Origin of the sequence: Streptomyces sp. SID3212, from assembly GCF_009865405.1 — a bacterium.
GTDB lineage: Bacteria > Actinomycetota > Actinomycetes > Streptomycetales > Streptomycetaceae > Streptomyces.
Window position 1 is genome coordinate 1 of sequence record NZ_WWJY01000631.1, and the last position, 1,384, is coordinate 1,384.

Below are 1,384 nucleotides of genomic sequence, written 5' to 3' on the forward strand. Positions count from 1 at the left end.
CCGCCCCCGTCGCCCGCGCCCCCCACTCCGTCGAGTTCATCGGCATGATCGGTACGCAGGACGCCTCGGAGACCAGGCCGCCCAGCGGCCCCCAGATCGACCGGGCGTACACCGCCCGCTTCGCCCGGGCCCACGAGGACGCCGGATTCGACCGGATCCTCATCGGCTACAGCTCGGGGAGGCCCGACGGCGCCCAGGTCGCCGCGTACGTCGCCGCGCACACGGAACGGCTCGGCCTGCTGGTCGCCCACCGCCCCGGCTTCATCGCGCCGACGCTCGCCGCCCGCAGCTTCGCCACCCTCGACCAGTTCACCGGCGGCCGGGTCGCCGTGCACACCATCACCGGCGGCCACGACATCGAGCAGCGCAGGGACGGCGACTACCTGGACAAGGAGGAGCGGTACGACCGCACCGACGAATACCTCACCGTCCTGCGCCGCGCCTGGTCCTCCGGCGAGCCGTTCAGCCACCAGGGCCGCCACTACCGCTTCGAGGACTACGGCTCCGAGGTCCTGCCCGTCCACGCGTCCGGTATCCCGCTCTACTTCGGCGGTTCCTCCGAGGCCGCGTACCGCGTGGGCGGCAAGCACGCCGACACCTTCGCGCTCTGGGGCGAGCCGCTCGCCGAGACGGCCGAGCAGATCGCGTCCGTCCGCGCGGCGGCCGTCGCGGCGGGCCGCGCCGAACTCCCGGGAATCAGCGTCTCGTTCCGCCCGATCCTCGCGCCCACCGAGGAACTCGCCTGGGAACGCGCCCATCACATCCTGGACACCATCAAGTCCGGGGCGGGCAAGCCCTTCTTCGCCCAGGCCCGCCGTCACCAGGGCCCCGAAGGACCCCAGAACACCGGCTCGCAGCGGCTTCTCGCCGCCGCCGCGAAGGGCGATCTGCACGACCGCGCGCTCTGGACGCCGACCGCCTCCGCGACCGGCGCGGGAGGCAACACCACGGCGCTCGTGGGCACTCCGGAGACCGTGGCCCAGGCCCTGCTCGACTACGTGGACATCGGGGTGACGACCCTGCTCATCCGGGGGTACGACCCGCTGGACGACGCCATCGACTACGGCCGCCACCTGCTCCCGCTCGTTCGCCAGGAACTCGCCCACCGCAAGGCGGCCACAGCCGCGGAGGCGGCCGAACCCGCTCTCGCCCCCGCCGGAAGCGCCCGATGACCTACCTGTTCAGTGCCCCGGCCCTCAGCACCCGTACGCCCGCGCGCAGTTGGCACCCGCCCGAAGGGATCGCCCCGCGCGGCACGCTGTTCGTCCTGCCGGGCCGGGGCGAACACCCGCTGGTCTACGAGCGGTTCGGGCGCCGGCTCGCCGCCGACGGGTACCGGGTCCACGCGCTCCCCACCACGCCCGCCGACCGGGCCGAGGACGTC

At 74.0% G+C, this 1,384-nt stretch carries 1 protein-coding gene and 1 pseudogene; both read left to right on the forward strand.

The annotated features are described in order from the left end of the window. Positions 1–44: 44 nt before the first annotated feature. Positions 45–1,172 (forward strand): LLM class flavin-dependent oxidoreductase, encoded by a 1,128-nt coding sequence (locus GT042_RS18860; RefSeq protein ID WP_161309895.1) that lies wholly within the window; start codon positions 45–47, stop codon positions 1,170–1,172. Next, positions 1,169–1,384: pseudogene (locus GT042_RS18865) on the forward strand (hypothetical protein); the annotation flags it as partial. The gene GT042_RS18860 and the pseudogene GT042_RS18865, both read left to right, overlap by 4 nt.